General features: G+C 60.4%; 21 protein-coding genes and 1 pseudogene. 12 read left to right on the top strand and 10 right to left on the bottom strand.

What is annotated here, in order from left to right; all coding sequences use genetic code 11:
* Positions 1-13 precede the first annotated feature (13 nt).
* Entirely contained in the window at positions 14-934 is a 921-nt protein-coding gene (locus AC13QY_RS06525) for a DMT family transporter (protein ID WP_488492973.1), read from the bottom strand.
* A gap of 95 nt (positions 935-1029) precedes the next feature.
* Here AC13QY_RS06525 and AC13QY_RS06520 point away from each other — a divergent pair, with 95 nt between their 5' ends.
* The 4 genes and pseudogenes from AC13QY_RS06520 (at position 1030) to AC13QY_RS06505 (ending at position 3962) form a co-directional block, all read left to right on the top strand.
* A complete protein-coding gene (locus tag AC13QY_RS06520) occupies positions 1030-1803 on the top strand; it encodes an AraC family transcriptional regulator (RefSeq protein WP_488492972.1) in 774 nt (257 codons plus the stop codon).
* Positions 1722-1974 (top strand): annotated as a pseudogene (locus AC13QY_RS06515) (type II toxin-antitoxin system RelE/ParE family toxin). Before AC13QY_RS06520 ends, AC13QY_RS06515 begins: the two are co-directional and overlap by 82 nt.
* A gap of 155 nt (positions 1975-2129) precedes the next feature.
* Positions 2130-2987: a helix-turn-helix domain-containing protein gene (locus tag AC13QY_RS06510; protein WP_488492971.1), complete on the top strand. Its 858-nt coding sequence runs from the start codon at positions 2130-2132 to the stop codon at positions 2985-2987.
* A 99-nt stretch (positions 2988-3086) separates the two neighbouring features.
* Positions 3087-3962, top strand: coding sequence for an NmrA family NAD(P)-binding protein (locus AC13QY_RS06505; RefSeq protein WP_488492970.1), 876 nt, complete (start codon positions 3087-3089; stop codon positions 3960-3962).
* A gap of 46 nt (positions 3963-4008) precedes the next feature.
* Here AC13QY_RS06505 and AC13QY_RS06500 read toward each other — a convergent pair whose 3' ends face one another.
* A complete protein-coding gene (locus AC13QY_RS06500) occupies positions 4009-5067 on the bottom strand; it encodes an ATP-binding protein (protein WP_488492969.1) in 1059 nt (352 codons plus the stop codon).
* A complete protein-coding gene (locus tag AC13QY_RS06495) occupies positions 5051-5743 on the bottom strand; it encodes a response regulator (protein WP_113331726.1) in 693 nt (230 codons plus the stop codon). The genes AC13QY_RS06500 and AC13QY_RS06495 overlap by 17 nt, the downstream gene beginning before the upstream one ends.
* 237 nt (positions 5744-5980) lie before the next feature.
* Between AC13QY_RS06495 and AC13QY_RS06490 the strand changes: the two genes are divergently transcribed.
* The 5 genes from AC13QY_RS06490 (at position 5981) to AC13QY_RS06470 (ending at position 13874) form a co-directional block, all read left to right on the top strand.
* Positions 5981-7165 (top strand): efflux RND transporter periplasmic adaptor subunit, encoded by a 1185-nt coding sequence (locus AC13QY_RS06490; RefSeq protein ID WP_488492968.1) that lies wholly within the window; start codon positions 5981-5983, stop codon positions 7163-7165.
* 7 nt (positions 7166-7172) lie between these two features.
* Entirely contained in the window at positions 7173-10331 is a 3159-nt protein-coding gene (locus AC13QY_RS06485) for a multidrug efflux RND transporter permease subunit (protein ID WP_488492967.1), read from the top strand.
* A gap of 278 nt (positions 10332-10609) precedes the next feature.
* Positions 10610-10936, top strand: a complete 327-nt coding sequence (locus AC13QY_RS06480) for a hypothetical protein (protein ID WP_488492966.1) — start codon at positions 10610-10612, stop codon at positions 10934-10936.
* Between the two features lie 168 nt (positions 10937-11104).
* Positions 11105-11905, top strand: a complete 801-nt coding sequence (locus AC13QY_RS06475) for a bestrophin-like domain (protein ID WP_488492965.1) — start codon at positions 11105-11107, stop codon at positions 11903-11905.
* Positions 11906-12179: 274 nt separating this feature from the next.
* Complete coding sequence (locus AC13QY_RS06470; protein ID WP_488492964.1) at positions 12180-13874, top strand: dihydroxyacetone kinase family protein; 1695 nt, start codon at positions 12180-12182, stop codon at positions 13872-13874.
* Between the two features lie 280 nt (positions 13875-14154).
* Here the strand turns inward: AC13QY_RS06470 and AC13QY_RS06465 are convergent, their stop codons facing one another.
* The gene (locus AC13QY_RS06465) at positions 14155-16233 is read right to left on the bottom strand and encodes an acyltransferase family protein (RefSeq protein ID WP_488492963.1); all 2079 of its coding nucleotides are present in this window, start codon (positions 16231-16233) and stop codon (positions 14155-14157) included.
* Positions 16234-16602: 369 nt separating this feature from the next.
* On the opposite strand from AC13QY_RS06465, the gene AC13QY_RS06460 reads away from it, so the two are divergent.
* The 3 genes from AC13QY_RS06460 (at position 16603) to AC13QY_RS06450 (ending at position 19841) form a co-directional block, all read left to right on the top strand.
* A complete protein-coding gene (locus AC13QY_RS06460; RefSeq protein WP_488492962.1) occupies positions 16603-17145 on the top strand; it encodes a Chromate resistance protein ChrB in 543 nt (180 codons plus the stop codon).
* Positions 17146-17171: 26 nt separating this feature from the next.
* Positions 17172-18380 carry an MFS transporter gene (locus tag AC13QY_RS06455; RefSeq protein ID WP_488492961.1) on the top strand — a complete coding sequence of 403 codons (1209 nt, stop codon included), beginning with the start codon at positions 17172-17174 and terminating at the stop codon, positions 18378-18380.
* A 138-nt stretch (positions 18381-18518) separates the two neighbouring features.
* Positions 18519-19841, top strand: a complete 1323-nt coding sequence (locus AC13QY_RS06450) for a flagellar hook protein FlgE (RefSeq protein ID WP_113331718.1) — start codon at positions 18519-18521, stop codon at positions 19839-19841.
* Between the two features lie 199 nt (positions 19842-20040).
* On the opposite strand, the gene AC13QY_RS06445 is transcribed toward AC13QY_RS06450, so the two are convergent.
* The 6 genes from AC13QY_RS06445 to AC13QY_RS06420 all read right to left on the bottom strand — a co-directional run bounded on the left by AC13QY_RS06445 (position 20041) and on the right by AC13QY_RS06420 (position 26293).
* Entirely contained in the window at positions 20041-21042 is a 1002-nt protein-coding gene (locus tag AC13QY_RS06445; RefSeq protein ID WP_488492960.1) for an ABC transporter permease, read from the bottom strand.
* Positions 21043-21044: 2 nt separating this feature from the next.
* Positions 21045-22064, bottom strand: coding sequence for an ABC transporter permease (locus AC13QY_RS06440; RefSeq protein ID WP_488492959.1), 1020 nt, complete (start codon positions 22062-22064; stop codon positions 21045-21047).
* Entirely contained in the window at positions 22054-23604 is a 1551-nt protein-coding gene (locus AC13QY_RS06435; protein WP_488492958.1) for a sugar ABC transporter ATP-binding protein, read from the bottom strand. Before AC13QY_RS06435 ends, AC13QY_RS06440 begins: the two co-directional genes overlap by 11 nt.
* Before the next feature lie 63 nt (positions 23605-23667).
* Positions 23668-24681, bottom strand: coding sequence for a sugar ABC transporter substrate-binding protein (locus AC13QY_RS06430; RefSeq protein WP_488492957.1), 1014 nt, complete (start codon positions 24679-24681; stop codon positions 23668-23670).
* A gap of 195 nt (positions 24682-24876) precedes the next feature.
* Positions 24877-25569 (bottom strand): amino acid ABC transporter permease, encoded by a 693-nt coding sequence (locus tag AC13QY_RS06425; protein ID WP_113331713.1) that lies wholly within the window; start codon positions 25567-25569, stop codon positions 24877-24879.
* 16 nt (positions 25570-25585) lie between these two features.
* Positions 25586-26293, bottom strand: a complete 708-nt coding sequence (locus tag AC13QY_RS06420; protein WP_488492956.1) for an amino acid ABC transporter permease — start codon at positions 26291-26293, stop codon at positions 25586-25588.
* Positions 26294-26326 lie beyond the last annotated feature (33 nt).

Raw genomic sequence — 26326 nt, 5'->3', positions numbered from 1 at the left:
ATGCGTTAGACCGTTACTCGACGATCTCGGCGACAATTGGCGATGGGCCGCGCAACGGCCGGCGGAAAAGCCCGACGCAGGCGACACCCACCAGAGCGGCGCCGCCGCCGATGACGTGGTAGGCGTGCACCGGCTCGCCGAGCATCACGATGGCGCCGAGCGCGGTGAAGACCGGCAAGAGGTTCATGAAAGCCGCGCAACGATTGGGTCCGAGAATGTGGACGCCGCGCACCCACAGGAACGGAAGAACGACGGAGGCAAGGCCCCCGGCATAGGCAATCAGCGGCAAGGTCTCGGCATTCAGCGAACGCAAGGGCGCAGGCGTTGCCAGGAACGCCGGAAACATGATGACCAGAGCGCAGATCGCCTGCATATAGGTCGATTGCCAGCCAGCGACTGGGAGGCTCCAGCGCTTGAGCAGAACCCCATACACGGCATAGCTCAGCGCCGCTATGAACATCAGCGGATCACCGAGATGCACGCCATCGCGAGCAAGCGCCGTCGGATCGCCGGCACTCACCAGATAGACAAGCCCGGCAAGCGACAGAACGCCGCCGCCGACCATGCCGACGGTCGGCGTATCCTTCAGCACAAAGGCGCTCAAGGCCACCGTAAGCAGTGGCGTCAAGGCCGTGAACACCGCCATGTTTGTCGCCGTGGTCGTTTCCGCCGCCAGATAGGACAGGCTCTGGAAGAAGCACATGGCAAGGAAGCCGAGAATGGCGAATTGCCCGAGATGCGGCCAGATGACGAAGCGGTTTCGCCAGGCGGGGATGGCGACGAAGGTGCTCATCAAGCAGACGGCGAGAAGCAGCCGATAAAAGGTGATTGCCTCCGGTCCGATCGTGTGCGCTGACAGCCGGGAGACAATGACGTTTCCGGACCAGAGGACGATGGCGACGAGGGGATAGAGGAATGCGAGGTTGTTTTTCATGTGCGATAACCATGGACCAATTCGAAGGCCATGGCTTATCGTCTTGAAGCCGGTCCGTATCGCTCTATGAGGACCATGATTGTAGAAATTGGGACATGCAAAGCGATCCGACGCGCAAACATCTTGAGTTTCATAATACCCATCGCGCCATGGCGGCCATGGACGTCAACTATCCTGACGGCGCCTCCACCGGCTGGCATTCGCATCCGCGCGGCCAGTTGCTCCATGCGATCGAGGGGGTGATGATCGTGCGGTCGGCGGAAGGATCATGGGTGGTGCCGCCGAACCGGGCGCTGTGGCTCGCCGCCGGGCTGGAGCATGACGTGAAGATGTCCGGCGAGGTCAAGATCCGAACCGTTTTCATCGATGCGACGGCAATCCGCCATATGCCGGCGGAAAGCTGTGTCATCGAGGTTTCGCCGCTGTTGCGCGAGCTGATCGTTGCCGCCGTCCAAGTTCCGCTCGACTATGGGGAAGGCAGTCGAGACGACCGTCTCATGCAATTGCTCCTAGATGAAGTGCGTGTCTCCGATGTCTTGCCCCTTCATCTTCCCATGCCGGAGGATGAACGTATCAAACGGATATGCGAGGCGATGACCGCGTATCCTGCCGACACGTCGACCGTGGGGCAATGGGCCGAACGTTTGAATGTAACGGCCAAGACGGTGCACCGCCTCTTCGCCAGGGAAACGGGCATGAGCTTCGCGCGATGGCGCGAACAGGCACGCCTCCTGTCCGCGTTGAGCAAACTGGCGAATGGCGAACGCATCATCGACGTCGCCTTCGATTGCGGCTACGCCAGCCAGAGCGCTTTTACCGCCATGTTCCGCCGGCACTTCGGCAAGCCGCCGTCGGAGTTTTATCGTTAGGCGCGCTTTGCCGGCGACTTCAACGAGAACCCGAGAATCGGCGAGCGGCTCTTCGAGTTCGGGCCACGCGAAGTCAGACCGCTACTCGTAGGCCATTTTGAAACGCGCTACGAAATTCAGCAATCGACGATCTACATTCCGCGACTGTGGCACACGAGGCAAGATCGGTGACAGGCTCGAACATCGACATCGGCTCTTCCTGAGCCGAATATTGGATCATTGGCGTAGGCGTGATCCGAAGATGGCTCGACCGAAAGCATCGGCCTAACTATATTCCCGGGATCGTCCTCCATTCCGGACGTGGGATTTGGCGGAAGCACACAATCATGGACCAGTTCAGCAGCACCGCCGCGACCCTCCTCTCCAGCAAGGATCGCGGCTGGAAGGGCTTGGAGGCGAATTTCCTTCATATCAAGGCCGGCCGTACCCATGTGCCGGGGTCGCAGACGCATCGGCTCGGCATTCATTTCGGACGGGCCGTGAATGCTTTTTGCGAATGCGACGGCCGCCAATACCACCGTCGTCAATCGCACGGAGATATCGATATCGTCCCTGCCGGGCTGGATGGCTGGTGGGAGGACGACGGGGACTGCACCATTCTGCGCCTGAATATCCAGCAGGAACTCCTTCAATCGGCTGCGGAAGCACTCGGCGGAAATCCGGATACCATCTCCCTGTCGCCAAAATTCCAGCTTCGGGATTCTCGGATCGAATCGATCGCCTGGGCGATCAAGGCTGAAATCGAGGCGCCGGTTCCGTCGGACAGGACATACGCGGAAGCGCTGGGATTGGCGCTGGCGATCCGCCTGATGGAAGGCGGCGAACAGTCTTCGGTCAGTACAGTCGCGACAGGCGCAACTTTGACAATCCGTCATCAAAGACACCTGAGGGATTTCATCGAAGCCCATATAGATCAGTCGCTGTCCCTTGGCGATCTCGCCGCGACGGTCGGTCTCAGCGTATCGCATTTGAAGCCACTCTTTCGCGCCACTTTCGGCATGCCGGCTCATCACTATATACTGACGCGCCGGATCGAGCGCGCCAAACTGCTCATCCTGTCTACCGACATGTCGCTCGCAGAAATCGCTTTGGCGACGGGGTTTGCCCATCAGAGCCACATGACGCATTGGATGCGGCGCATCCTCGGACTTACTCCCGGCATGCTGAGCCGAATGCATTCGTGATTTCGATTGTTGTCCAAACCTGCAATCGACCGTCCGAACCTGCACGATCCGATGCGCCCACATGGTTAGGCTGCGGCACAATCGACAGGAGAAGATGCAATGCACGCAATTCTGGGCGCTACCGGCAAGGTTGGCCGCACGACCATCGCCGCCCTTCGCAAGGCAGGTGTTCCGGTTCGCGCGATTCTGCGCGACGGCTCGAAAGCACAGCCTTTTTCGGATCTCGGCTGCGAGATCGCCATTGCCGATGTGGATGATGATCGGGCGCTGACGGCCGCATTCGAAGGGGCGAGCACCGTCCAGATCATCTGTCCGGTCGATGTTCGGGCCGCCGAGGCCTATTCCGACATGAGACGATTGGTGGACCGCATTGGCGAGGCACTGTCAGCCGCCAAGCCACAAACCATTCTCGCGATTTCCGACTATGGCGCGCAGCATAGTTCCGGCACGGGCGTCACCTTGATCTTCCACGCGCTTGAAGCGCGGCTACGTCGGCTGAAGACCGAAAGACTTATCCTGCTGCGATCGGCCGAGCACATGGAGAATTGGGCGCGCCTGGCAAAGGTAGCGGCAGAGAGCGGCCGATTGCCGAGCTTCTATCATCCGCTGACCAAGCTTCTTCCGACCATTTCCGCTTATGACGTGGGTTCGATCGCGGCCGAACTGCTTCTGGAGAAGCAGAACACAGCGCTAAGGATTGTTCATGCCGAAGGGCCTCGGCGCTATACGCCGAACGACGTTGCGGCGGCCATCGGCTCACTGACCGGTCGCAATGTCGTTGCCCAATCGCTTCCCGAGACCGAATGGCAGGCCGCCCTCATGCGGGCAGGCCTTTCCGAAGATTATGCACGCCTGCTGGTTGAACTTTATACCGCCCATAATGCGGGCCGTATAGACGCAGAGAAGGGTGTCGGCGAGATCCGTCGAGGCACAACCGAATTGGTGGAGGCGTTGCGGCGGATTCTCAGCGCATGAGAATTGCCGCGCGCCTGCAACACGCGTTTGCTGCCTTCACATGGTTTCAGCTGCGCGGGATCATCAGCACGACGGTCGTGCCGCCACCCTTGCGGCTGTCGATCGTCGCGTGGCCGCCATGTGCCTCGGCTATGGCCTTGACAACGGCAAGGCCGAGGCCTGACCCACCGCCTCTTCGTGTTCTGGCATCGTCAGCTCTCCAGAACCGTTCGAAGGCCCGTTCGCTTTCCGCAGCCGTCATGCCCGGACCGTCATCCGAGATCATGATGACGCACAGATTGTCGACTGCCTGCGACGTCACCTGTAGCATCGAGCCTGGAGCGTAGCGCGCGACATTGTCGATGAGGGCAAGCACGGCCTGCCGGATACGCGCCCGGTCGGCAATGACAGGCATCTCCTGCAAGTCGGATTCGATCCTGATGTTGAGGTTGGAAAGCGTCGGCATTACGGATTCGAGGATGTCGCCGATTTCCTCTCCGAGGTCGAAGCGCGATTGCTGCAGCTCCATGCGCCCGGCATTCATCAGCGAAAGCGTCCTTAGGTCGTCGACGATGCGCGTCAGGGCATCTATATGCCCTATCAAACCGCGAAACACCTCCTGGCTCGGTTCGAACACCCCATCCGCCAGCCCCTGCATGCGGCCGCGCAGGATCGTCAGAGGCGTGCGCAGTTCGTGCGCGATCGCCGAATTTGAATATTGGAGTTCCTTTTCCGCTCTTTGCAGCTCCTCCGCCATGCGGTTGAAGTCGTTGATCAGACGGTCGGCTTCGCCAAAACTGCCTTCGCCGGTCGCCCGGCCGGCAAAGTCTCCCTCCGCGATGAGACGCGCAGCCTCCGTCACGGCCGTCAGGGGCTTCACAAGGCGCCTGGCGAGCCGCCATCCAACATAGGCGCCGACGGCCTGGCCGATCGCCACGTTGATGCCGAGCACGGCGAAATCGCTGACTGCCCAATCATCCGGCGGAGCGGAGTCCTTGAATAGCCATTCGTAGGCATAGCCGTAGATCAGGAATCCGAAAAACATCACCGACAGGGCGACGAAAGCCACGATCGTCGTCGACCAGATGATTTGCCTGTTAAGGCTGTTGCTAACCGAAGTCGCCAAGGCGGTAACCCACTCCCCTGACGCCATTGAGAAGATCGCCGACACCTGCGGCATCCAGCTTGCGGCGAAGTTTGCTCATGTGGCTGTCCACGGTGCGGTCGAGCGCATCTCCCTCGGGAAGGCAGGCATCGACGATTTCGCCGCGTTCGAAGGCCCTGTTCGGGAAGCCGGCCATGTATTCGAGGATGCGGAATTCGGTGCGCGTCAGGTTCAACGGGATGCGGCTTTCGCCGTCCTCCACCACCGCCATATGGGCTACCGGATCTATGGCGAGCCTGCCGACCCGCAGCACCTTATTCGCAGCGCTTCCCGTCGCCCTCCTTAGAACCGCCCGCGCCCGGGCGACCACCTCGACAGGGTTGAACGGCTTGACCACATAGTCGTCGGCGCCCGAGCGCAGCCCATGCAGCTTGTCGAGGTCGTCGGCGAGCGCGGTGACCATGATGACGGGCGTATCGCTTCTTTGGCGAATGGTGGCAAGCACGGTGTGACCATCGAGTTTGGGCAGCTTGATATCGAGCACCACGAGATCCGGCCTCAGCCGCTGGTGATGGGAAAGCCCGATCTCGCCATCCGAGGCCGTCAGCACCCGAAATCCCTCGCGCTCGAAATAGCGTTCAAGGATATCGGAAATCTCCGGCTCATCTTCCACGATCAATATCAGCGCGTTTTCCATCCAGGGCTCCTTTGCCGGGAAGAAACGTCAGACGGGCCTGCACGTCAATATTCCTCCGCCCTCCTCCATGAAACCTCCACAAAACGTCGACCAAAGAACAACAATCCCGATGTTTGCTTAGGCTCGGACGAAAGTGCCACTCGCGCCCGGCGTTGAAGCGGCTCCTTTCGGATAGTTCATGCCGGCAAGACGCGGAGCGACGATCTCGGCGCGTCACGGCCAATTGGGAATACATTCATGCGATCTGCATTCGAACTGCCTTGCTGGAAGGCAATATTGGCGGCGGCGGCGATGCTCGCGCTGGTTTCCGGCCACGCGTACGCACAGGGGAGCGGCGAAACGCCCCCGCCCGCCGTCGGTGTCCTGGAAATCAAGGCGCATCCGGTCCCTGTCATGAGCGAGCTTCCCGGACGCATAGCCGCGACCAGGATCTCCGAAGTGCGTGCTCGGGTCTCGGGCATCCTCCAGGAGCGCGTCTTTCAACAAGGCAGCCTCGTCCATCAGGGCGACGTCCTTTACCGGATCGACCCGAAACTGTTTCAGGTGCGGGTGGCGAGCGCCAAGGCGGCCTTGCAGAAGGCAAAGGCCGTGCAGGCCAATGCCAAGCAGCAACTGGAACGCCAACGCTCGCTCCGTGAGCGCAATGTCTCGACGGCCGTCGACTACGATACCGCCGCCGTCAATCTTGCACAGGCCGACGCCGATGTCGCAGCCCAGGAAGCGGTACTCGACGAGGCTGAGCTCAATCTCGACTATACTGAGGTGCGAGCACCCATCACCGGCATCATCGGTGGCGCCCTCGTGACCGAGGGTACACTCGTGACTGCCGAAGGCGCCTCCAATCTCGCGCTTATCCAGCAGATCGATCCGGTCTATGCCGATTTCACGCAATCCGCGCAGGACCTCCTGGCCCTGAAGCGCGCCGTCAGCGAAGGCAAGCTGCAGAGCCCGGCGCACGGACAGGCATCCGTCGAGCTCATGTTCGACGGTGGAAAGAGCTATTCCAAGCCAGGCAAACTGCTGTTTTCGAACGCGAATGTGGACCCCAACACGGGGCAGGTCACATTGCGTGCGGAATTTCCCAATCCCGATGGCGATCTTCTGCCGGGCATGTATGTGCGCGTGCGCATAGAACAGGCCGTCCAGAAGAGCGGCATCACCATTCCTCAAAGGGCGGTGACGCGGGACTCCGAAGGCAATCCCCAGGTTTTCGTGCTCTCCGCCGATCAGACGGCGCAGGTACGCAATATCGCCCTCGGTGCATCCCTCGGCGCCGAATGGATCGTCCTTTCGGGCCTGAAGGACGGCGAAACCATCATCGCCGAAGGGGTCCAGAAGGTCACGCCCGGCGGCAAGGTCGCCGCCGAACCATGGACGCCACAAAACGCGGAGCCGAACACCGCAGACCAGGCCGCAAAGTAATTAAATCATGGCACAGTTCTTTATCAGGCGACCCGTCCTCGCATGGGTCTTTGCTTTCTTCATCATGATCGCGGGGATCATTACGATTCCTGTATTACCGGTGGCGCAATATCCCGCCGTCGCTCCGCCGCAGCTCTCCATTTCCGCCTCCTACCCCGGCGCTTCCCCGCAGGAAATCTATCAGGGGGTTACCCGCCTGATCGAGGAGGAGCTGAACGGCGTCCATGGCATCGCCTATTTCGAATCGACCTCCGACAATTCCGGCTCGGTGAGCATCAATGCGACCTTCGTCTCCGGAACCGATATCGGCAAGGCGACCGTCGACGTCCAAAACGCCGTTCGACGCGTCGAGGCGCGGCTGCCGCAGGCGGTCCGCACGCAGGGCATTCAGGTTGAGGAAGCGAGCGCCGGCTTCCTGTTGATCGCCGCCCTGACCTCGACCGACGGGAAGATGGACGAGATCGCGCTTGGCGATTACATCAACCGCAATATCCTTGGAGAGCTGCGCCGTTTGCCGGGCGTAGGCCGGGCTCAGGTCTTCGCCTCACAGCGGGCGCTACGCGTCTGGATCGACCCGGATAAGATGGTGGGTCTTCACTTGACGGCGGCAGACATCGGTGCGGCAATCGCAGCCCAGAATGCGCAGGTCGCGGCCGGCCAGATCGGCGCCACGCCCAATCCGATCGGCCAGGATTTGACCGCGACCGTGATCGTCGAAGGCCAGCTCGACAGTGCGAAGCAATTCGGCGACGTCATCCTCCGCGCCAATCCCGATGGCTCGACCGTGCGCCTGCGCGACGTCGCGCGCGTCGAGGACGGCGCGGAAACCTATTCGACCGCAAGTCGGCTCAACGGCAATCCGAGCGCTGGCCTTGCCATCCAACTTTCCTCGACCGGCAATGCCGTCGCCGTGTCGGGCGCCGTCAAGGCGAAAATGGACGAACTATCGAAATTCTTCCCGAAGGGCGTCGAGTACTCGATACCCTACGACACCAGCCCCTTCGTCAATGCCTCGATCGAGAAGGTCGTGCACACGCTCATCGAGGCGATCGTGCTCGTCTTCATTGTGATGTTCGTCTTCTTGCAGAACTTCCGCTACACGGTCATCCCGACACTCGTCGTACCGGTCGCGCTGCTGGGCACCTGCGCCATCATGTATGCGACAGGCTTCTCCATCAACGTGCTGACCATGTTTGCCATGGTTTTGGCGATCGGCATCCTTGTCGACGACGCGATCGTCGTGGTCGAGAATGTCGAGCGCATCATGGCCGAAGAAGGTTTGCCCCCGAAAGCCGCGACGCAGAAGGCGATGAAGCAGATCACCGGCGCCATCCTCGGCATTACATTGGTGCTGTCCTGTGTCTTCATTCCAATGGCATTCTTCCCAGGAGCCTCGGGCATCATCTACCGCCAGTTCTCGCTGACCATGGTCGTCTCGATCATGTTCTCGGCCTTTCTGGCGCTGTCGCTGACGCCAGCGCTCTGCGCCACCTTCCTGAAGCCGATCAACGGAAATCACCATGAGAAGAAGGGTCTCGGCGGCTGGTTCAATCGCAAGTTCGATGGAATGACGGCGAGCTACACCGAGATCGCGGCTGGACTGGCGCGGCGGCCGGGACGCGTGATGGGCGTCTATCTCACGCTCGTCGTCGGCCTCGGCTATCTTTTCGTCAACCTGCCTGGTTCCTTCGTGCCGGAGGAAGATCAGGGCATCCTCATCGTCGACATCCAGGGACCGCCGGAAGCGAGCGCCAACCGCACGATCGCGTCATTAAAGCAGATCGAAGCGATTTTCAGGGCAGAACCGGCTGTCGAGAACGTCTTCGCCGTCCAGGGCTTCAGCTTCTCCGGAAACGGCCCGAACTCGGCCATCGCCTTCGTGACGCTCAAGGACTGGGCCGTGCGGCCGGCAGGCAGTTCGGTGCCTGAAATCGCCGAGCGCGTCAACGCACAGCTCGCCGGATTGAAGGATGCCACCTCCTATGCGCTGTCGCCGCCGCCGATCGACGGCTTCGGCACGACAAGCGGTTTCTCCTTCAGGCTCCAGGATCGCTCCGGGCGCGGGCAAAAGGCGCTGAAGCAGGCCGGAGACGAGTTGATGGCAAAGGCGGCCAAGAGCAGCGTGGTGACGAATGTCCGCATCGAGGGGATGCAGGAGGCTGCGCAGATCATGCTGGCGATCGACCGCGAAAAGGCAAACACTTTCGGCGTCGGCTTCTCCGACATCAACGATGCGATCACCACAAGCCTCGGCTCTTCCTATATCAACGACTATCCGAATGCCGGCCGCATGCAGCAGGTCATCGTGCAGGCGGACGGCCGCAGCCGCATGCAGGTGGAAGACATGATGAAGCTGAACGTTCGCAACGCAAGCGGCGGGATGGTGCCGCTCTCGTCGTTCGCGACCGCCGACTGGCGCAAGGGCGATCCGCAGATCGTCGGCTACAATGGTTATCCGACGATCCGCATCACCGGCGAGGCAGCGGTAGGCAAGTCTTCGGGTGCTGCGATTGCCGAGATGGAACGCCTCGCATCCGAACTTCCCGACGGCTTCGGCTACGAGTGGTCCGGCCAGTCGCGCGAGGAAATCGCCTCCGGCAGCCAGGCGCCGATCCTCTTCGCCTTCAGTATCCTCTTCGTCTTCCTGCTGCTTGCGGGCCTTTATGAGAGCTGGTCGATCCCGCTATCGGTCATGCTTGTCGTCCCACTCGGCATTATCGGCTGCGTGCTGGCGGCGATCCTGCGCGAAATGCCGAACGACCTTTATTTCAAGGTTGGGCTCATCGCGATCATCGGCCTGTCGGCGAAGAACGCCATCCTGATCGTCGAGTTCGCAAGGGATTACTATGCTCAAGGCAAGTCCCTGCTCGACTCGGCGATCGAGGCGGCCCGTGTCCGCTTCCGCCCGATCGTGATGACGTCACTTGCCTTCACCCTCGGCGTCGTACCGCTCGCCATCGCCACGGGTCCCAGTGCCGCCAGCCAGAACGCGATCGGCACCGGCGTCCTCGGCGGCATGATCTCCGCGACAATCCTCGCCGTCTTCTTCGTCCCGGTCTTCTTCGTCTTTGTGCTGTCCCTCCTCCGGACCAAAAGACCGGCCGAAGAGAAGGGTGCGGGCGCCGACGTCCCGCCCGCACCCACTGCTCACTCCGGTTCCGGATAAGGTGTGAAGGGGATAAGAGTGGAAGCGGCCTGAAATGTTCGAGGCCTCTCCGTTCATGACCAATCAGGTCTGTTAGAAGCCGGGCTGGAGCGCTGGATGCCGGCCCACTGATCCTGCGTTAGAGAATCGAGGCCGCGAGAGACGGATTGTAGGTTGGAGATCGAACATGATGATCGTCATTCTTGCGATCCGGCCTTTGGCGATTTCAATCGCTTCACGTCGCGCGCAATTCCTGACATATATGCGGAGAGGCGACTTGCCGTCGTGGATATGGCGTCATGAACGGGTCAACACCGGAGAAAAGCAAGTTGCGGGCACCCGCGGGCTCCGTCACGGGGCTTTGCTCAGCGTCCGCGACGATGTTTGCAGTGGGAATGGCCTTTCTGGGCTATTGGGGAGTGTATGATCAGGGGCCCTGGCGTATATCCGATTATTTCGTCGTGGCCTTAGCCATTATCGGATTCGCGGCTCTCGGCTCCGTGCCCTGGATCGTAACGACGCCGGTAGCGGAAGAAGAGGCGGAGAAAGTTATTGGTGCCAGGCGCGCGTTGGCACTTGGAGTCGCCTTGATCTGGCTGTCCGTGTGCATCGCGGTATGCACCTGATCCATTCTGCCAACTTGTCGCATAGCTGATTTCAAAACTCCCCCGGCAGCAAAGGATACCGGCCTGCTGGGCTACGCGAACACCCGTGAAAGGATGGAGCTTTTATCCTCCCGCTTCCTCGATATACATGACATACTCGACGGCCATGTGCAGTTGGAGCATTTTTCGATGCAGCGCGAAGCGGTGTGGACGCTGGCTTTGTTTATTCTCCTCGTGTTTAGCGCCGCGGTCGGTTCGATATTGCGCGCAAGATTACCCGCCCCACATCGCGGCAACGAGACGATGGACTTCCTCCGGGTCGTTACAGCCCTTCTTGTCACTTTTGCCGCACTCGTCATGAGCTTGCTCTTGGCATCGGAGCTGAACGCATTCACAACGGCGTCTCACGATCGCAACCGCTACGCCGCTAGCCTGGCAGAGATGGACCGCTGTCTGAGGAATTACGGCCCTGCATTGGATCATGAGCGACAACTTCTGCGCGGCTACACAACCGCCGTCATTGCCAGCACATGGCCAGGTGAGCCAATTCCAGCGGGGGTGACATATCCCGACATATCAAAATTGCCTTTGACTGGCGAAGCGCCCGTTCTTGGAGCAATTCTCAATGATATGGGTCTCGGCATTGCCCGCGAGCGGCCCACCGATCCCTTGCATCAGTTGCTCGTGACCCGTTGCAATCAGCTCTTCAGTGATCTCCTGGCGGCGCGATGGACCGTGATCGAGGACGCGCACGGCTCGCTTTCGGCACCGTTTCTTGGTGTCCTGATCTTCTGGCTTATGCTGGTATTCCTAAGCTTTGGTCTTCAGGCCCCCAGAAACCCGCTCACCGGCTCCATTGTCACCGTCGCCATCGTCTCGGTGGCGAGCGTCATGTTTGTCATCTTGGATCTCGACCTTCCCTATGGCGGTCTCTTCGGCATTTCGAGCGAATCCATGCGGCATGCGCTCGCCGATATGCTGGCGCCATAGCAGTCGACAAAGCCGTGTACATCACTCCATCGACGCGTGGACGCGAAATCATCGGATCGACACTCGATAGCTGGCGAACGTGCGCGTCTTGCAGCTATGATATGGCGCACAGGATCCTGGAGAAGGCAGGCGTGAGGGTCGCATCGGGCTCGGTTTTCGGGCCTGGGGGGAAGAATTGCGACATATGTGTTTTGCCGTTGATCCTGGCGCTCATCGAGGAAGATGCGAAGCGACTGAAAGCGCTTCCGTGCAGGCAGCAATAGGATGAAGGATAATGAAGAAACTTATCAATCGACCCGCTGACGTGGTGCGGGAAATGCTGGAAGGCATTGTCGCCCTCGCGCCCGGCCTTGCGCTGCTCGACACGGAGAATGTCGTCCTGCGCGCCGACCTACCCGCGATCGCGGACCGGGCGGTCGCCCTGATCTCGGGCGGCGGCGCCGGCCATGAACCGGCCCATGCCGGGTATGTCGGGCCTGGCATGTTGACCGCGGCTGTTACCGGCGAGGTCTTCACCTCGCCGAGTGTCGATGCCGTGCTTGCCGCCATTCGCGCCAGCGCCGGCCCCGCGGGCGCACTTCTGATCGTGAAGAATTATACCGGCGACCGCTTGAATTTCGGTCTTGCCGGAGAACTCGCCGCTATCGAGGGAATCCCGACCGAACTCGTCGTCGTGGCGGACGATGTGGCGCTTTCCGGTCTCGTGCCGCGTGAGCGCCGCCGCGGCATCGCCGGAACGGTACTTGTCCATAAGATCGCGGGCGCAGCCGCGGCGAGCGGCAAGAGCCTGAAGGAGGTTGCCGCCATCGCTCGGTCGGCCGCGTCGCGCCTCGGCACAATGGGCGTAGCGCTCGGTGCCTGCATCGTGCCGGCCGCCGGCAAGGCCGGTTTCACGCTCGCTGATGACGAAATCGAACTTGGCCTCGGCATCCATGGCGAAAAGGGCGTCGAGCGCACGAAACATCTGCCTGCGGACGCCATCACCGACAGGATCATCGGGCAGATCGTCACGGACATGCAGCTTGCGTTAGGTTCCAGGGTCGCATTGCTCATCAATGGGCTCGGAGCAACGCCGCCCATGGAGCTGGCGGTCGTCGCCCGTTGCGCGATCGCATCGCTGCGTTCTCGTGGTCTCAGGATCGAACGGGCCTGGAGCGGCAATTTCCTCACGGCGCTCGAAATGCCGGGTTGCTCGATTTCACTCCTGAACCTGGACGAGGGCGATATCGAACTGCTGGATGCCGATACGTCCGCGACCGCGTGGCCGCGGGGCGGCGCGATCTCGGAGGCACCTCATATCGTGCGGGTGCCGAACATGCCGGAGAGCGAAGCTCCGCTCGGCGATACGGGCAGGTTCGACCCTCACGATTTGCGCCGCATCGGTCTCGCCGTCTGTGATGCGCTGGAGGCGGCCGAAGCCCATCTGACCGAGCTCGACAGCAAGGCAGGCGACGGCGATCTCGGCGCGAGCATGCTTCGTGGCGCCGAAGCCATTCGCGCCCTGCCCGAAAGCGCCTGGATCAACCCCGCCAACGCGCTGGTCGCAATCGGCAATGCGCTACGGCGGGCGATCGCCGGAAGCTCCGGGCCTTTCTATGCGATCGCGTTGACGCGGGCTGGGCGCCATCTCGGCGAGCACAATCGCTTCTCGCCTGAAGATTTTCGCGCCGCCCTCGCGATCGGTATCGCTGCCATCAGCGAGATCGGAGGAGCAAAGCCGGGTGACCGCACCATGCTCGATGCGCTTGATCCGGCCTTGCGAGCGCTCGAGGCAACCGGCGTCAAGGTGCCCGCCGCCGAGGCCTGGAGGCAGGCAGCCTCCGCCGCGGCCGAAGGCGCACGCCGCACGGCGGATATGGTACCGAAGCTCGGCCGCGCGAGCTATCTCGGCGAAAGAGCTCTCGGCACCCAAGATGGTGGCGCAGCAGCCGTCGCGATCTGGATGGAGGCACTGGCGACAAGTCTCTGATTTCGCTGGCGTGGCGCCAAACCCGACATTCGAACCGCCTCGACTGCCATCCATGTGGCACTTATGGCCATCTTCTCGGCTGTATGAGCATTCGCATCGCGCGCTGCAGGATCGGACAGTTAGAGGAACGCCATATAATCGGTTTCGCTGTATCGCCAACTACGGCAGCCAATCCTTTTTCGTGAGAGGTTGCCGATACGGATCGACCAATCGGTCCACCCTGCCCCCGTACGCCAGCAGCATGAGTCAGCCGTGGAAACGAAATACATTCTCGTCCCACTCACTTTCCGGAGGAATCCAAGGTCGCCCGCAGCGATTGACGAGCTTCCGACAGCACGGGAACGTAGAGCGAGCTCAAGGTCGCTGCGAACGTCGCTGTGAGATGATCGGCATCCTTATAAAGCGGCAGACCGTTTCGCACGGCATCGCAACGATCGCCGCCGCAGATGGCTGGAAGCGGATCGATGATCGTTGCACCATATTTCGCAGCCACACGGCTCAGGATCACATGCGAGAGGGCCTGCCTCTTCTCGATATACTCCAAGGGGGGAGCAACCTCCGTTGACGTGCCTTGCATCATCGCCTTGGCGACGGCCTCCGGCATATAGCGCCCCATTTCGGGAACATCCGAGACCAGCACGACCTTGATGCCCTGACTAGTCAGATCGGCAATCAGGCGGTCCATCGATTGGACGACCGACGCCGACCGATCCTCCACTGGAGGCTGCACGGAAGCATCGAAATACGGTCCCTCATTGGGCATTTCGGCATCGTGGACATATTTGGGCCAATAGGCCACCAGGAAAACCAGTGGAATATGCTGGGCCTTAATCAGATCGCGCACCGCGCCGTTGAAATCGCCGCAAAGCTCGGTATCACCGCGCGGTGTGAGCTGAACATCTGGCAAAGGTGGGCACGACGAATGGCCTGCGAAGAGACCGCTGATCCCAACCTGCCTCGCCGCCGCATCGATGGCGGGCGCCATGGCGCCGGAATGGGAATCGCCCCAAACGAGAAAAGTGGGTTTCGCCGCCTCCTCCGGCCCAAGCGGACAAAGCTTGCCCGCACGAATATCCGCAGCAGGACGCCCTGCCGTGTCGGATTCAGCAAAGCACGGCGGTAGGCTGAAGCGGCTCTGATCGTAAGTGGAAGCATAAACCCGCTGCACATCCGCCGGCAGTCGACCGGGTACACCGCCGTGATGGGCGACATAGTCTCCCAATCCGGCAGCGGCGATCACGACGGTCAGTGCCCCAGCAAATAACGGCGAGCGCTTTACCAGGCTGCCGCGTCCACGGAACGGCCGCTCGATGAAGCGCCATGAGATGATGGACATGGCGAGCGACGCCAGCACGATCAGGCCGCCCTGCAGCGGCGAAAGCTCCCGTCCCGTCACCTCCCGGCTGAAGACGATGAGCGGCCAATGCCAGAGATAAAGCGAGTAGGAGATCAACCCAACGAAAACCATCGGCCGCGATCGCAGAACTCTGCTCGCTGGCCCGAGCTCGTCTCGCGCATGGATCACCAGCGCCGCGCCAAGGCAGGGTAGCAGAGCTGCCGGGCCGGGGAAGAGTGTCCGCTCGCTAAAGCCGAAGACGGCGATCGCGATCAAAAGCACGCCGGCGGAGGCCAATCCGGCTCGCACCTGGGGTCGCCTTGGCATCGGTAGGACACCGAGGGCCAGCATCGCTCCAAGGAGCAGCTCCCAGGCGCGAAATTGCAGCAGATAAAATGCGTCGGGCTGCGACCGGAACAACGTCCATGTGCCCGCTGCGAAAGACACGGTCAGCAATCCAGCCAGGATCGATGCGATATACCGTCGCGCAAATCGGTTTAGGACCAATAGCAGCAAGGGAAACAGAATGTAGAACTGCTCCTCGACCGCCAGGGACCAGGTGTGCAGCAGCGGCTTCATTTGCGCGCCGATATCGAAGTATCCGCTCTCCTTGTCGAATTGGATATTCGATGTGAACAGGGCAGCCGCCTTCAAGCTACGCGCGAAATAGGCAAATTCGGCTGGCATCAGCAGGAACCATGCCGCGACCAAAGACGTGGCCAGGACAGCGAACAATGCCGGAAAAATCCGCCGGATACGGCGCTCATAGAATCGGACGAGACTGAATTCGCCCGTCGCGATTTCCTTGGAGATCAGTGATGCCATCAGGAAGCCGGAAATGACGAAGAATATGTCAACGCCGACGAAGCCGCCGCCAAACCCCGGGATGCTGGTATGATAGAGAACGACCGGAAGGATCGCCAGGGCGCGCAGGCCGTCGATATCGCGGCGATAGGTGAAGCCGCCAGGCTCGTATCCGGGAACGGGCGCCACGGACAACGAGCGCCTGAGAACAAGATTCAAATTCAACTCTCCAAATGCCAACGCTCGCATATAGCTGCAACGTGTCGTTTTTGGGAAATAGCCTCATTGACTGACGTAGAGCTGAAAACCCGTGGCTTCAAATGCCTGCCCATGGCGTCGGGTTGTGGAACCGCTAGGATGGCGCCATCCATACCATCTAAACTCGATAATCATGACGCGTCCGGACCATGAACCTCTGGATATGCATCGCCTGCCCCGCCCGCCGACCATTTGGCTGCAGTCATATGCAGGGCGGGCGGCGTCAATCTTCTACGGAACAGTGCTCCTGAAAGTTCGATTGAAGGTTCCATTTCATAGCCGATATGGTATGTGTGAAATGTAACGGCCGTAACATCAAAGAGAAACGTCTTGGGTCAATGGATTCTGCTCACCTACAAGGTGCCTTCGGAGCCTGCAGCTCGAAGGGTCGCATTGTGGCGGCGCCTTAAGGGCTTGGGAGCTATCTATCTTCAGAACGGGGTTTGCCTCCTCCCCCGCAGCGACGAAAACCTGCGACGGCTGAAGATGTCGGAATTGGATATCTCCGAGATGGGTGGCGAATCCGTGCTGCTAGAGTCAACACCTCTCGATGACGCTCAACTCAACAAAGTGATCGAACGCTTCAATGCAGATCGTGATGAACTCTACCAAGAATTCATCGGACGCTGCAACGATTTCGAGAAGGAAATCGCGAAGGAGATATCGAAGCAGAAGTTCACCTATGCCGAACTCGAAGAAGAAGACACGGATCTTAGGAAGCTTCAGGAATGGTTCGAGCGGATCAAGAAGCTCGATTTCTACGGCGCGCAATTAGCAACGTTTGCTGCCGAAAAGCTGAAAGCCTGCGAGGCCCTGCTCGACGATTATGCGCGCCAGGTTTTCGAAGCCAACGAAGAGAACAAAAACGGCTGAACAAGATGCGCCGAAAGGATCCGCCAGTGGTCGATGTCAACGCAAAAGGCCGGCGACCGGCAGCAGCCATACCCGGTGGCGTCTGGGCGCTAGGCTTCGTCTCGCTTTTTATGGACATCTCCTCCGAGATGATCCACGCTCTGCTTCCTATCTACATGGTGACCGTTCTTGGGGCCTCGACGCTTTCCGTCGGCGTCATCGAGGGCATCGCGGAAGCCACCGCTGCGATCACGAAAGTATTCTCCGGGGCCATAAGCGATTGGCTTGGCAAGCGAAAACTCCTGGTCCTGCTGGGATATGGGATGGCCGCACTGACCAAACCGATTTTTCCGATTGCGCCGTCGATCGGCTGGCTTGTAGCAGCACGTTTCATCGACCGTATCGGCAAGGGCATTCGCGGTGCGCCGCGAGATGCCCTGATTGCAGATATTTCGCCTCCCGAAGTGCGCGGCGCAAGCTTCGGACTGCGGCAATCTTTGGATACGGTCGGCGCCTTCCTCGGCCCAGCGCTCGCGTTGTTGCTCATGTGGTGGACTTCGGATCAGTTCGGCACGGTTTTCTGGATCGCCGTCATCCCTGCCTTCCTTGCGGTCGGCCTCATTCTTTTCTTCGTCAAGGAGCCTTCAAAGGCGCTCAGCAACAAAAGCGCGAGATTTCCGTTACGAAAATCCGATCTCCTGCGTCTTCCAAGCACATACTGGCTTGTGACGGGGGTTGCGGCGATTTTTACGCTTGCGCGCTTCAGCGAAGCCTTTCTGTTGCTCGATGCCCAAAGCCTCGACATGCCAGTCATGCTAATTCCGCTTGTGCTGATCGGCATGAATTTCATCTACTCGATATCCGCATACCCGGTCGGAGTTCTTGCCGACCGGGTCGACCGCGTCACTTTGCTTTTGATCGGCGTCGGGCTCCTGGTCGCAGCTGATCTGACGCTGGCTTTCGTTCCTGGGCTAGCCGGGCTGGCTCTTGGCGTGTTGCTCTGGGGTTTGCATATGGGCTTCACCCAAGGCATCTTTGCAACGCTGGTTGCGGACGCCTCTCCAAGCAATCTGCGAGGAACGGCTTTCGGAGTCTTCAATCTCGTTTCCGGAATTGCCCTGCTATGCGCCAGCATCCTCGCCGGTGGACTCTGGGAATGGATCGGACCTGACAGCACCTTTGTCGCCGGCGCGGCTTTTGCGTCCATGGCCGGGCTGATCCTGGTTGCTTTCAGAGAGCGTCTCAAGAGGGCTTGAACCGCACGCCTGCCTATGGCTCGGCTCAAGCATCGTCGATGTTTTGAACTGATTCAAACTGGCGGCGCACGCCAAAAAGCCAGCTTCACACAAGTCATTATCGCTACCATTCCCGCATCAGCAACGTGCGAGGAACCAATGAGCATCTTTGGTAGCATGAAAACGGCAGTTTCCGGCATGAACGCGCAGGCAAATAAGCTTAGCACCGTGTCGGACAACATCGCGAACGTCAATACAACGGGCTACAAGTCGGCGAGCACCAGCTTTTCGTCGTTGATTCTCCCTTCGGGCGGCGGCAACTATAACTCCGGCAGCGTCGAAACCAACGTCAGCTATTCGGTCTCGCAGCAGGGCGACACGGTCTCCACCTCGTCGAGCAGCGACTTGTCGATCCAGGGCGCCGGCTTCTTCGTCGTGCAGGGCGCCGACGGCAAGACCGTCCTGACCCGCGCGGGCGACTTTACGCCGGACGCAAACGGCAACCTCGTGAACTCCGCTGGCTATACGCTGATGGGCTACTCCTATGCTTCTGGAGCGCCGGCTGTCGTCGTCAACGGCTTCGACGGCCTGGTGCCGATCAACGTCAATCAGAGCGGTCTTGCCAACGAAGCTTCGACATCCGGCAGCTTCACAGGCAACCTCAATTCGAATGCAACCACCGTCACAGCCAGCTCGACCGTGGCGCTGCCGAGCACCGGTTACACCGGTAGCTCGAATACCGCAACAGTTACGACCGACACCCAGAAGAGCTCGGTTGTTGCCTATGACAAGCTCGGTAACAGCGTCATGTATGACGTTTATTACACCAAAATAGCGGATGCGGATTCCACCGCAACCCCACCAACATCGGGCCAATGGGAAGTAACGGTTTATCGCCACGACGATGCAAATACATCGGGCAGCAGCTCATTCCCTTACTCATCGGCGCCCGTCGGGACCACTCAGCTGACATTCGATGCGAATGGAAATCAGTCGATCGATAATAAGGGTGTGTTTAATATCGTTGATCCGAAGACGGGCGGAACGATCTCGATGGATCTGACCAAGATGACCCAAAAGGCATCCGATTTCGCTTCCACCGGCTCGACCAACGGGCAGGCGGCAGCCGCAGTCACCGGCGTTACCATCGACAAGAACGGCGTCGTCTACGCGAACTACGCGAAAGGGGATCCGAAGGCGATCTACCAGATCCCGCTCGCAACCGTTGCAAGCCCGGACAAGCTGACGCTCTTGAGCGGCAACGTCTATCAGGCCAACGCCGACTCCGGCGTGACCGTCACCAGCTTCGCCAACAGCAACGGTCTCGGCTACATCCAGTCGAACTCGCTGGAAGCTTCCAACGTCGATCTGGCGGGCCAGCTCACCGACATGATCCAGGCACAAAAGAGCTATACGGCCAACTCCAAGGTGTTCCAGACGGGCTCCGACCTGCTGGACGTGCTGGTCAACCTCCAGCGCTGATTTTCCGCCTGCGTAATCAAAAGGGTCCTCCGGGACCCTTTTTCGTAAAATTCGGCGAGCGAAGCCTGTTGCTAAACACTGCCCCGACCTAGGCGTGTAGATCTGCGAGCGTAGCCGACGCTCGGCTCGGCGCGTAGATTTCGGAATCGGACAGGGCGAGAAAAATGTGGCAGATAGAGCAGTCGGAAAGCGGCTTGCCTCACGGGCGGCCAGCCGCTTTCCGGTTCATGAAGCTCAGGGCGAGCACGGTGAAGATCAGTGTTCCCGTACCGACCTGCTGCCAGTAGAAATTCAGATCGGTCAATAAAAGTCCATTGGCCACGATACTGAGCAGCAGCACACCCAGCACGGTACCAGCGACGTTCGGCCGCCCGAGCGGACTGAGCGTCGTGCCGATGAAGGTTGCGCCGATGGCATTCAGCAGAAATGCATTACCGGAAGACGGGATATAGACGGTGACGGTCGCGGTCAGAATCAGGCCAGCGACGGCTGCGATCAATCCGACCAATACGAAGGTGGCCGCTATATAGGCGGGAGCCGCAATACCGGAATAGCGCACGACACCCGGCTGGATACCGATCGACAGCACGACGCGGCCGAAGCGCGTGCGGGCAAGAATGACCGCGGCGACCGCGATGATGAGTATGGCGGCAACGAGCGGCACAGGGCCCCCCCCGATCGTGCCGTGGCCAAGGAAACGGAAAGCCTCTGGCACGCCGTTCGGCGGCAGATAGACGGGATTGCCGCCATTGGTCAGCAGCTGCTGGATGCTGCGGCCGATGAACAGCGTGCCGAGCGTCGCAAGGAACGGCGAGACGCCAATCCCTGAGATCAGCAGCGCATTGAAAGCACCGACAAGCGCCCCGGCCCCCAATCCGGTAAGCGCAGCAAATGCCACCGGCTGTCCGGCAAGGACAAGCGAGACGAAGGCAAAGCTTGCGAAATCCATCGCCGTTCCCACCGAAAGATCGATGCCGCCAGAGGCGACCGCGAAGGTCATGGCGATGGAAACGATGGCAAGCAACGTGAAATTGTTAACCAGGATGCTCTGCAGGTTGGCAAGGGTCAGGAATGTCGGTGTGATCAGGGAAAAGACGGCGAAGACCGCAACCAGGGCAAGTATCAGCCCATAGCGCACTAGGTTGGCGGCGATCAGCCGCGTCAAGCCAACCGTGGCGTGTGCGGAAACATGGAGCGACATGTTCAGGTCTCCTGCCGACGCAACAGGGTGGTCGCGGAGACCACGATGAGAATGAGCAAGCCCTGCACGCCGCTGACCAGCGTGCTCGAAATATTGAGCAGCTGGAAACCGTTGGTGAGGAAGCCGACCAGCAGAGCTGAAAGCAACGTTCCAGTCACTGTTGGAACCAGCCTGCGTGAAAAGACCGAACCGAGCAAAGCGGTGACAACGACGGGCAACAGCATCTCGCCGGAACCCGTCGTGCTGCCGCTCAGGTAGGAAACCGAGAGGACGCCGGCGATGCCGCCAGATAGGCCGCTGGCGACGAATGCGCCGGCAAGCAGGCGACGAAGCGGAAGGCCGGCGGCGCGCGCGGCATCCGGAAACTCGCCGACAGCGTAAAGGCGCAGACCAAGCGGCGTATGTTGCACGATCGCCGTCGCAATCGCCGTGAAGCCGATGAGCACATAGGCGAGGATCGGCATGCCGAGGGAGTCCGAAGCAGAAAGCGCCGAGAGGAATGGCGTGGAAGCCGGAAGGACGGTATTTCCCGTCAGCACCAGTTCCAGGCCGGCAACGACGTTCATGACGGCAAGCGTGGCGAGTAGCGGCACGATACCGGCATAGACGACGGCGATGGCATTAACCGCGCCGATCAGTGTACCAGTCAGGATCGATGCCAGGATCGCCGTGACATCACCAAAGCCGAGTTGCGTGAGGCTGGCATAGACGGCGGCGCTGAGGCCCATATTGGCGGCAAGCGACAGGTCGATGCCGCCGGTGACGACATTGGAGCCGCCGGCGATGAGGACGATCGTCAGTCCGATCGCGAGCACGCCGGAGATGGCTGATTGGCCGAGCACATTGCCGATATTGCCGATGCTGAGGAAATAAGGCGCGGTCAGCGAAAAGACGATCAGGATGACCCCAAAGGCGATCAGCGACCCAAAGCGTAATGCCGTGGCCGCTATATTGCCGGCCGGCCGGGCAGGTTCTTCTAAGGTCGAAAATCCGGAAGGCGCGAATTCTACCTCAGCCGACATGGCGCTGTCTTTCCGACGATCCGGTGGCTTCGGCGAGCACGGCATCCGCCGTCGTCTCCGACGATATGAATTCCCGCACCACCCGGCCACGGAAGAGCACAAGGATGCGATCCGTGATGCCAAGGAGTTCCGGCAGGTCGGAAGACAGGACTATGACACCGGCGCCGCGCGCCGCGAGTTCGCCGATCAGCGTATAGATCTCGACCTTGGAGCCGATGTCGACGCCGACCGTCGGCTCGTCGAGGAGGTAGACCTCGGACTGGCGACTGAGCCATTTGGCTATCGCCACCTTCTGCTGATTGCCGCCCGAAAGCGTGCGCAGCAAGGCGTTACGCCCGTTGGTCTTTACCTGCAGGCGTTCAATCAGGGAATCGATTTCCCGCCTTTCGCCCTCGCGGTCGAGAAAGCCGAGGCGCGTGAAGCGATCGAGGCTGGAAAGACTGATATTTTCCGCGACGCTGAGGTCGAGCGCGATGCCATGGCGGCGCCTATCCTCGGGCACCAGGGCGATCCTGTTATCCGTCGCGTGACTGGGATTGGCGAAACGGACAGCCTTGCCGCCGATTTCGATACGGCCGAAGGCCGGCTTATCCAGACCGAAGAGAGAGCGGACCAGCTCCTTTGCCCCGGAACCGAGCAAACCAGTGAGGCCCAGCACCTCGCCGCGACGAAGGGTGAAGCTGACATCCTCGTATTTTCCGGGCGCAGAAAGCCGTTCGACCTTGAGGATTTCATCGCCGGGCGCAACAACCAGCTTCGGAAACATGTCCTTGATGTCGCGCTCGACCATCAGCCGCGCGATCGCCGCGGCCGATGTTTCCAGGATCGGCACCGAAGCGACGTCCAGCCCGTTGCGCAGCACGGTGACATGGTCGCAGAGTTCCTCGATTTCGTTCAGGTAATGCGAGATGTAAATGACGGTCACGCCTTCATCGCGCAGGCGACGGATCAGGCGGAAGAGGATATCGGCCTCGCGACGCACCAATGCCGCCGTCGGTTCGTCGAAGACAAGCACCTTAGGCTGGTTCAGAAGCGCGCGGGTGATCTGGACGATCTGCTTTTCGGCCGTCGACAATTCACCGATCAGCGCGCTGTTCGGCAACCGCACATCGAAATAATCCTTGAGGATATCGGATGCACGGCGCTGCATCAGCCGGCGATCGAGAAATGGCGTGCCTGGTATGCGCGGCTCCCGGCCGAGAAACAGGGCTTCGCCGACCGTAAAAGTCGGCACGAGAAGCCGATCCTGATGAATGAAGTGAATGCCGAGCTCTTCCGCGAGATGCGGGGTCAGCCTATCGAAAGCTTGCCCTTCGATCTCGATCCTCCCGTCATCCGGCTGATGAAGACCGGCAAGCAGCTTGATCAATGTCGACTTGCCCGCGCCGTTCTGGCCGACGAGACCATGGATGGTCCCACGTCTGACGCCAAGCGACGCACCCGCCAGCGCCTGCGCTCCGCCGAAGCGCTTGACGATGCCTTCAAAGCGGATGATGTCGTCTTTTGCCGTCACCGGCTGCTTGAAAGAAATGGCGCTCATCTCGGTCTCCAGCGGACATGTTCCGGGCGATCCAGCCATGGCGGCATCGCCCGGAGCGGACTATCAGCCAATGCCGAGCTTCTTGGTGACCTCGCCGACATTGGCCTTGTTGGCCAGAAGCGCTGGAACGTAGGTCTCGCGCGGCACCGTCTGACCGGCAAGAAGCTTCGCGACATTGCGGATGGCGGTGCGGCCGATTTCCGCGGGCTGTTGAGCGACGTCGGCGCCAGCGGGCGATTTCGGATCGGCGATGAGCTGCAGCACTTCCGGACTGCCATCGACGCCGTAGGTGCGGATTTCGGTGCGGCCAGCGGCGGCAAGCGCCTGGGTCGCGCCGAGCTGCGGGATGTCCCATGCCGACCAGATCGCCTTGATCGATCCTTTTTCCGGATATTTGTTCAAAATCGCGGTGATCTGGGTGAAAGCGTCCTGCACGGTATTCGGGATGACGTCGCGCAATTCCGGCTGGAGGATCTTCACCTTCGGGAAATATTTGACGACATTGACCAGCTGGTCATAGCGGATCGCGCAAGGCGTCACGCCGTAAAAGCCGTTGAAGACGACGATATTGCCTTCGCCGCCGATATCGGAGACGAGCTGCAGCGCCAGGTCCTTGCCGATGCCCCAGTTGTCGGAGGTGGTGTTGTTGATCGAATTGGTCGAGCCGACGTCGACCGTCAGAACCGGAATGCCGGCGTCGCGCGCCTTCTTCAGCCAGGGGTCGATGACGCTCAGAGTGCCGAGGATCTGAACGATGGCATCCGGCTTCTGGGCGATCAGCGTCTGCAATTGCGAGACCAGTTTGGCGTCGTTGCGCCCCGCGTCCACGGCGATCGGCTCGCCCCCGAGGCGCTTGACCTCTTCGATCTGGGCATTATAGGCCTGCAGGTCGAAGAAATGGTCGGTTCCGGTCGCGCTGATGGCGATGCGCTTACCCTTCAGGGACGGCTCTTCCTCGGCCGCGAAGGCGGGCTTTCGCCCGATCAGCGAAGCGCCGGCAACGGCAACTCCAGCCGCCGCGGATAATTTCAGCAGCTCCCGTCTTCCCAGACCGCTGTCGGACTTTTCGATGCTCATTGCCACTCTCTCCAATTTGACTTTAGTCTATAAATTAAGTGGACTAACGAGAATGGGGAGAAATGAATTTCCAAAAAGGCGGTCTGGAGAGGAAAGAGTGGACGGCGCGGGTGCTCGTCCCCGGCCGCGGTTTTCAAGGGCGATCAGTCGATGGAGACCGTCTTGTCTTGCCGCGTCGGAAGCGTTGGGTCGAGATCAAGTCCGCACCCTGAGCGCTCGCTCCGTCCTGTCCGCGATCTGGGTTACTGCATAGGCTATCACCATGTAGATCACGACCGCGACCAGGAACGCCTCGAGATAGTAGAAGTTCAGCGCTGCGGTCAGTTGCGACTGCGCGAAGATGTCGACCACCTCGATGGCGAACCCCAGGGAAAGCGCCTTCATGATGACCATGAAGGAATTAGCAAGATCCGGTATCGCCGCGACGATGACCTGCGGAAGCATGACCCGGCGGAAGAGCTGGCTCTTCTTGTAGCCGAGCGAATAGGCTGCATCCGCCTGGCCGGTGTCGAAAGAATTCAGCGCGCCCTTGACGACTTCCGCCTGGAAAGCGGCGACGCAGGCCGTCAGGGCGACGATGAGCGTGACCCAGTTTGGCGTCGAATGGCCGTTATAGTCCACGCCAATCAGCGATGTCAGGAATTGCAGGGTCGAGGGAAGGCCATAGTAGGCGAGGAAGATCACCACGACCATCGGCACGCCCTTGAACGCGACCTTGTAGGCGACGACAAGCTGTCGCAGGACAGGGATGCGCCGATATTCCACCATGGCGAACAGGCTGCCTATGATCGTCGAGAAGACGAAGATCGCAAGCGCCATCGCGAGCGTGAGGGGTACCGCACCCAGGATATCCCAAAGATCGGGGAGAAGAACGTCGATATCGAACATGTAGTAACTCCTTCGATCAGACGCTTGCCATCAGCGTGGTTCTGCCGCGCTTCGCGCCTGGAGAAAATCTCGCGGAACGAAGCTCGAAAAAGCGGACGACAGACCAGGCGACCAGGCAAAGCAGCGAATAGAGCACCGCCAGCACGAGGTATGTTTCGAACTGGTACTGGTTATAGTCGCGCTCCATCACAAGATGAGCGGTCGCCATGACATCGGCCGCGCCGATATACATGACGAGCGCAACGTTATGGATCAGATAAATGATCGAATTGCCGTAGCCGGGAAGCGCGATGTGAACCGCCTGTGGCCCGAGAACGCGCGTGAGCTTCTGGCGGAACGTATAGCCAAGACTGTCCGCCGCGTCATGCTGGCCGCGTTCGACGGCGAGATAGGCCGGCCGCATGACTTCGGACAGATAGCCGCCGTGATAGAGGCTCAAGCCCAGCATCGCCGCGATGGTCGGAGACACGAAGTCCGCGACGCCGAACACACCCACAAGCACGGGAAGCCCGTAGAAGGCGACGAACAATTGCAGGACGACGGGCACGCTCCGGGCATAAGATACGTAGAGATCCGCCAAATGGCTGATCACCGGGATCCTGCGAACCCGGAACGTCGTCGCGATCAACGCCAGCACGAAGCCGGCGATCATGGCCGTGAACGTGATCGCAAGCGTCAGCGGCAAGGCCGAGAGCAGCTCTGGGATCATGACGGAAAGGTCCACTTCGGAACACTCCTTCTCTCAGTCTTTGGGCCT

The sequence above is a fragment of the Martinezella sp. CNPSo 3795 genome, from assembly GCF_057784475.1.
The sequence above is the reverse complement of the archived record's forward strand: the minus strand, read 5'-3'. Positions and strand labels throughout refer to the sequence as shown.

Bases quoted from the DNA above. Each gene is read 5' to 3' on its own strand.
- AC13QY_RS06525 (WP_488492973.1), bottom strand. From the start codon at position 934: ATGAAAAACAACCTCGCATTCCTCTATCCCCTCGTCGCCATCGTCCTC.
- AC13QY_RS06520 (WP_488492972.1), top strand. From the start codon at position 1,030: ATGCAAAGCGATCCGACGCGCAAACATCTTGAGTTTCATAATACCCAT.
- AC13QY_RS06510 (WP_488492971.1), top strand. From the start codon at position 2,130: ATGGACCAGTTCAGCAGCACCGCCGCGACCCTCCTCTCCAGCAAGGAT.
- AC13QY_RS06505 (WP_488492970.1), top strand. From the start codon at position 3,087: ATGCACGCAATTCTGGGCGCTACCGGCAAGGTTGGCCGCACGACCATC.
- AC13QY_RS06495 (WP_113331726.1), bottom strand. From the start codon at position 5,743: ATGGAAAACGCGCTGATATTGATCGTGGAAGATGAGCCGGAGATTTCC.
- AC13QY_RS06490 (WP_488492968.1), top strand. From the start codon at position 5,981: ATGCGATCTGCATTCGAACTGCCTTGCTGGAAGGCAATATTGGCGGCG.
- AC13QY_RS06485 (WP_488492967.1), top strand. From the start codon at position 7,173: ATGGCACAGTTCTTTATCAGGCGACCCGTCCTCGCATGGGTCTTTGCT.
- AC13QY_RS06480 (WP_488492966.1), top strand. From the start codon at position 10,610: ATGAACGGGTCAACACCGGAGAAAAGCAAGTTGCGGGCACCCGCGGGC.
- AC13QY_RS06475 (WP_488492965.1), top strand. From the start codon at position 11,105: ATGCAGCGCGAAGCGGTGTGGACGCTGGCTTTGTTTATTCTCCTCGTG.
- AC13QY_RS06470 (WP_488492964.1), top strand. From the start codon at position 12,180: ATGAAGAAACTTATCAATCGACCCGCTGACGTGGTGCGGGAAATGCTG.
- AC13QY_RS06450 (WP_113331718.1), top strand. From the start codon at position 18,519: ATGAGCATCTTTGGTAGCATGAAAACGGCAGTTTCCGGCATGAACGCG.
- AC13QY_RS06445 (WP_488492960.1), bottom strand. From the start codon at position 21,042: ATGTCGCTCCATGTTTCCGCACACGCCACGGTTGGCTTGACGCGGCTG.
- AC13QY_RS06440 (WP_488492959.1), bottom strand. From the start codon at position 22,064: ATGTCGGCTGAGGTAGAATTCGCGCCTTCCGGATTTTCGACCTTAGAA.
- AC13QY_RS06435 (WP_488492958.1), bottom strand. From the start codon at position 23,604: ATGAGCGCCATTTCTTTCAAGCAGCCGGTGACGGCAAAAGACGACATC.
- AC13QY_RS06430 (WP_488492957.1), bottom strand. From the start codon at position 24,681: ATGAGCATCGAAAAGTCCGACAGCGGTCTGGGAAGACGGGAGCTGCTG.
- AC13QY_RS06425 (WP_113331713.1), bottom strand. From the start codon at position 25,569: ATGTTCGATATCGACGTTCTTCTCCCCGATCTTTGGGATATCCTGGGT.